This is a genomic window from Pseudomonas sp. SMN5, from assembly GCF_052041925.1.
Taxonomy (GTDB): domain Bacteria; phylum Pseudomonadota; class Gammaproteobacteria; order Pseudomonadales; family Pseudomonadaceae; genus Aquipseudomonas.
Genome location: NZ_JBKGGX010000094.1, coordinates 1 through 225, shown reverse-complemented (window position 1 = coordinate 225; position 225 = coordinate 1). Strand labels below are relative to the sequence as shown.

Genomic DNA, 225 nt, shown 5'->3' with positions numbered 1-225 from the left:
AACCTGAGCGTCAAGATCGACGACGCCAAAGGTGGCAACTACGAAAAACTCGCCATCGACGGCAAGTCGGCTGACACCACCGTCACTGATACCCAGGACAACACCGGCCTGAGCCTCAGCGCCACCGGTACGGTTGCCGAGGGTGGCCAGATCACCTACACCGCGACCCTGACCAATGCTGCCGGTACACCTGTCACCGTTACCCTGAGCAACGGCGCGGTCATC

1 protein-coding gene is annotated in these 225 nt (G+C 61.3%); it reads left to right on the top strand.

The annotated features are described in order from the left end of the window. Positions 1 to 225, top strand: a 225-nt coding sequence (locus ACLEJR_RS27140; protein WP_440817802.1) for an immunoglobulin-like domain-containing protein, incomplete at both ends; no start/stop codon positions are given.